The organism is Brachybacterium sp. p3-SID1565, assembly GCF_025143785.1.
Lineage (GTDB): Bacteria > Actinomycetota > Actinomycetes > Actinomycetales > Dermabacteraceae > Brachybacterium > Brachybacterium epidermidis.
In genome coordinates, this window is sequence record NZ_JAMBDS010000089.1 from 1 (window position 1) to 3,694 (window position 3,694).

Sequence of the window (3,694 nt, forward strand, 5' to 3'; positions counted from 1 at the left end):
GCGGGGCGGTCAGTCGTCGGTGACGGTGACGACCACCGGGATGTTGCCCCGGGTGGCGTTCGAGTACGGGCACACCTGGTGCGCGGCGTCGGCCAGCGCCTGGGCGGTGTCGTGGTCGAGCTCCGGGATGACCACCTCGAGCTCGACGGCGAGCGAGAAGCCGCCGGACTCCTCCGAGCCGATGGTGACGCGGGCGCCGACGCTCGAGCCGTCGATCGCGACCTTCTGCTGCCGGGCGACGGCCTGCAGGGCGGAGTGGAAGCAGGCGGAGTACCCGGCGGCGAAGAGCTGCTCGGGGTTGGCGCCGGCGCCGGTGCCGCCCATAGCGGTCGGGACGGCGAGGTCGAAGGCGAGATCCGACTCGGCGACATCGACGTGGCCGTCGCGGCCGCCGCCGGTGGCCAGGGCTTCGGTGGTGTAGAGGGGCTTCATGGGTGTCCTTGCTCCTGGTTCTGGAGTGCGGTGAGGGCGGAGTCGATCGCGGCGGTGGCCGCATCCCGGTCCACGCGGGTCATGACCAGCGCGCTGATCAGCAGCGCGACGCAGGTCTCGACGAGCTGCGCGCGCTCCTGCGGCGACTGGTCGGGGCGTCGGGCCTGCACGCCGCGGGTGAAGGCGGCGAGCAGCTCGGCGCGATAGGCGCGCACGACCTCGGCAATCCCGTCGTCTCGGGCGAGCCCGGAGCAGGCGGTGTTCACCAGCAGGCATCCGTCGGAGAGGGTGCGGCCGGACGGGTCCGCGAACAGCGCGCGGGCCGCGAGGAAGTAGCGCTCGAGAGCATCGGGGGCGACCTCGGGCGCGCGCAGCGGGGCGAGCCCGGGGCGGACGACGCGCTCGAGGTAGTCCTCGATCGCGGCGTCGAACAGACCGCGCTTGGAGCCGAAGGCGTGGTAGATGCTGCTGGCGTTCAGTCCGGTGGCCCGCTGGAGGCTCGCCATGGAGGCGCCCTCGTACCCTTCGCTCCAGAACACGTCGCGGGCGGAGCGCACGGTGTCCTCCCGCACGAAGGCGGACTGTCGTCCCATGCCCCCTCCTGCTCGCTGCCTGCTCGTCGTCGTTCCTCGCCCGGGCTGTCGGCGCCGGGCACAGCCCACTATAGTGGAACGATCATTCCAATCGAGCTCGGAGGTCGCGATGCTCACCCTCGGCTCGATCCTGGCCCTCGCCGCGGCCGCTCTCCACGTTGTCATCTTCCGCCCGGAGTCCCTCGCCTGGGGCGGGGCGCAGGCGCAGAAGGTGTTCGGCGACCAGAGTCCGCAGGAGGTTGCTGCGACCGTGCTGCTGCTGAGCTCCCCCGCGCACCGCGCCGCCGCCGTGAAGCAGGGCGCGCTCCCGATGCTGGCCGTGCTCGCGTCGGCGATCGGCCTGCTGCTCTGACCCTCCCCGTCCACGGAGCGTCCGGGCGCCCTCAGCGGCGGATCGAGGCGAGGTGGTCGGCGATGCGGTCCACGGCGTCGGCGAGCACGTCGGCCTGCGGGAGGGTCACCAGACGCAGGTGGTCGGGCTCGGGGTAGTTGAAGCCGGTGCCGTGGTTGACCAGCAGCTTCTTCGAGCGCAGCAGGTCGTAGGCGAACTCCTCGTCGCTGTCGATCCGGTACATCTCCAGGTCCAGCTTCGGGAACATGTACAGCGCGCCCTTGGCCTTGACCACGCTCACCCCGGGGATCTCACTGAGGCCCTCGTAGGCCACGTCCCGCTGTTCGCGCAGCCTGCCGCCCGGCAGCACCAGGTCGTTGATGGACTGGTAGCCGCCCAGTGCCGTGGCCACCACGTGCTGGGCCGGGACATTGGGGCACAGCCGCATGTTGGAGAGCACCTCGAGTCCCTCGATGAAGCTGGTGGCATCGTCCTGGGGGCCGTACAGGGTCATCCAGCCGGCCCGGAACCCAGCCACCCGGTACGCCTTGGACAACCCGTTGAAGGTGATCGTCAGCAGGTCCGGAGCCAGGGACGCGATCGGGGTGTGCACCGCATCGTCATAGAGGATCTTGTCGTAGATCTCGTCGGCCAGGATCAGCAGGCCGTGCTTGCGGGCCACCTCCACGATCTCGCGCAGCACCCGCTCGGGGTAGACAGCGCCAGTGGGGTTGTTGGGGTTGATCACCACGATGGCCTTCGTGCGCTCGGTGACCCTGTCGGCGATGTCGCTGACATCGGGCCACCAGCTGTCCTGCTCATCGCAGCGGTAGTGGACAGCGCGCCCGCCGGCCAGGGAGACGGCTGCGGTCCACAGCGGGTAGTCGGGCTGCGGGATCAGCACCTCGTCGCCGTCGTCCACCAGCGCCTGGCAGACCATCTGGATCAGCTCGGAGACCCCGTTGCCCAGGAACACGTCGTCCAGCTCGATGCCGGGCATGCCGCGCATCTGGTAGTACTGCGCCACGGCACGCCGGGCCGCGGGAATGCCGCGCGAATCGGAGTACCCTTGGGCCGTGGGCAGGTTCTTGATCATGTCCACGAGGATCTCGTCAGGTGCCTCGAAGCCGAACGGCGCGGGGTTGCCGATGTTGAGCTTGAGGATCTGGTGGCCCTGAGCCTCCATGCGCGCGGCCTCCGCCGGGACCGGCCCGCGGATCTCGTAGCAGACGTCGCGCAACTTGGAGGACTGGGTGAGGATCATCGGGGCTCCTGGGTCATGGGGTGGGGACAGAGTAGCGGCTGCCGGGCCGACGGCTCCGGTCTCGCACCCAGGCTCACCTGCCGCACCGTCCGGATCGACGGCCAGGAGCTGCAGACTGGAGGTCGAGGACAGGCGCGTCACCCCCGATCTGGCCGACAAGGAGGGGCGGATGGGGGTGGGGAGCCGCATGCATGGGGCGGGACCGGAACGGGCGGATCGCGCCTCGGCCGGCCCTCCGCAGGATCCCGGCCGGGGATGCATCCGGCACCTCCCATCTGACATGCTTCCGGTGACGACGCACGCCCTGCGCGCACCCGGCGCGAGAGCAGACCACGAGGGGAAGCCATGACCGAGACCACCGTCGATGTCGATGCTCAGGACGAGCCCACCATCTACACGGCCTACGAGATCGACTTCATGCTGAACCTGCGCCCCACCGCACAGGGCGCGGTCACGCGGGAGCAGATCGGCCTGCGCAGCGCCCCGGAGGATGCCCGCGAGTTCGTGACCGCCGCGGTCACCTCCGGCCTGCGGGCACGGGGAAAGGTGGAGCGCTCGGACGACGGCCAGTGGCTGCTGGGCGAGGAGGGCCAGGTGATCGCCACCGCGTTGACCGCCGCCGATCGCTGGATGGGGATCGCGCTGGCCGAGGGCGATGCGATGCGCATGGCCTTCGTGATCAAGGCCAACGAGGCCATCCTGATGCTCACGCAGGACGAGCTGGACTCCTTCATCGTCTCGGCCCTGCCGGACGCCGAGCAGGTGCCGGCCTCCGTGGGGGAGGTGGTCTCCGCGTTCCTGGCCGAGGGCCGCGAACGCACCGTCTCCCTGCGTCGCACCGATGGCGCTGATCCGTCGGCCACCGTCCCGCTGATGTTCCATGTCGAGGAGGACGGCCACTGGCAGGTCGGTCATCTGCCGCTGGACGACCAGGGCGTGCTGTCGGTCTCGGAGCTGCCGCGCGACGGCGTCGAGCAGGCCGTGCGCTCGCTGTGGCAGAACGGCGTCAGCGAGGCGCCCGGCGCCTGAAGCATCGTCGCGCCTGAGGCATCGGTGCGCCTGAGGCGTCGTTCC

The 3,694-nt window shown here is 70.5% G+C and carries 5 protein-coding genes; 2 read left to right on the plus strand and 3 right to left on the minus strand.

Annotated elements, in window-relative coordinates; genetic code table 11:
- Nucleotides 1-9: 9 nt before the first annotated feature.
- Together M4D54_RS13660 and M4D54_RS13665 are read right to left on the minus strand one after the other, a co-directional pair.
- Entirely contained in the window at nt 10-432 is a 423-nt protein-coding gene (locus M4D54_RS13660) for an organic hydroperoxide resistance protein (protein WP_010550080.1), read from the minus strand.
- Nucleotides 429-1,025, minus strand: a complete 597-nt coding sequence (locus M4D54_RS13665; protein WP_259892091.1) for a TetR/AcrR family transcriptional regulator — start codon at nt 1,023-1,025, stop codon at nt 429-431. Before M4D54_RS13665 ends, M4D54_RS13660 begins: the two co-directional genes overlap by 4 nt.
- 109 nt (nt 1,026-1,134) lie before the next feature.
- Between M4D54_RS13665 and M4D54_RS13670 the strand changes: the two genes are divergently transcribed.
- Nucleotides 1,135-1,377 carry a hypothetical protein gene (locus M4D54_RS13670; protein ID WP_259892092.1) on the plus strand — a complete coding sequence of 81 codons (243 nt, stop codon included), beginning with the start codon at nt 1,135-1,137 and terminating at the stop codon, nt 1,375-1,377.
- A 31-nt stretch (nt 1,378-1,408) separates the two neighbouring features.
- Here M4D54_RS13670 and M4D54_RS13675 read toward each other — a convergent pair whose 3' ends face one another.
- On the minus strand, nt 1,409-2,620 hold the full coding sequence (locus tag M4D54_RS13675; protein WP_259892093.1) for a pyridoxal phosphate-dependent aminotransferase: 1,212 nt from the start codon (nt 2,618-2,620) through the stop codon (nt 1,409-1,411).
- Nucleotides 2,621-2,965: 345 nt separating this feature from the next.
- Here M4D54_RS13675 and M4D54_RS13680 point away from each other — a divergent pair, with 345 nt between their 5' ends.
- Nucleotides 2,966-3,649, plus strand: coding sequence for a hypothetical protein (locus M4D54_RS13680; protein WP_259892094.1), 684 nt, complete (start codon nt 2,966-2,968; stop codon nt 3,647-3,649).
- The last annotated feature ends 45 nt before the right edge of the window (nt 3,650-3,694 follow it).

Bases quoted from the DNA above. Each gene is read 5' to 3' on its own strand.
- M4D54_RS13660 (WP_010550080.1), bottom strand. From the start codon at position 432: ATGAAGCCCCTCTACACCACCGAAGCCCTGGCCACCGGCGGCGGCCGC.
- M4D54_RS13665 (WP_259892091.1), bottom strand. From the start codon at position 1,025: ATGGGACGACAGTCCGCCTTCGTGCGGGAGGACACCGTGCGCTCCGCC.
- M4D54_RS13670 (WP_259892092.1), top strand. From the start codon at position 1,135: ATGCTCACCCTCGGCTCGATCCTGGCCCTCGCCGCGGCCGCTCTCCAC.
- M4D54_RS13675 (WP_259892093.1), bottom strand. From the start codon at position 2,620: ATGATCCTCACCCAGTCCTCCAAGTTGCGCGACGTCTGCTACGAGATC.
- M4D54_RS13680 (WP_259892094.1), top strand. From the start codon at position 2,966: ATGACCGAGACCACCGTCGATGTCGATGCTCAGGACGAGCCCACCATC.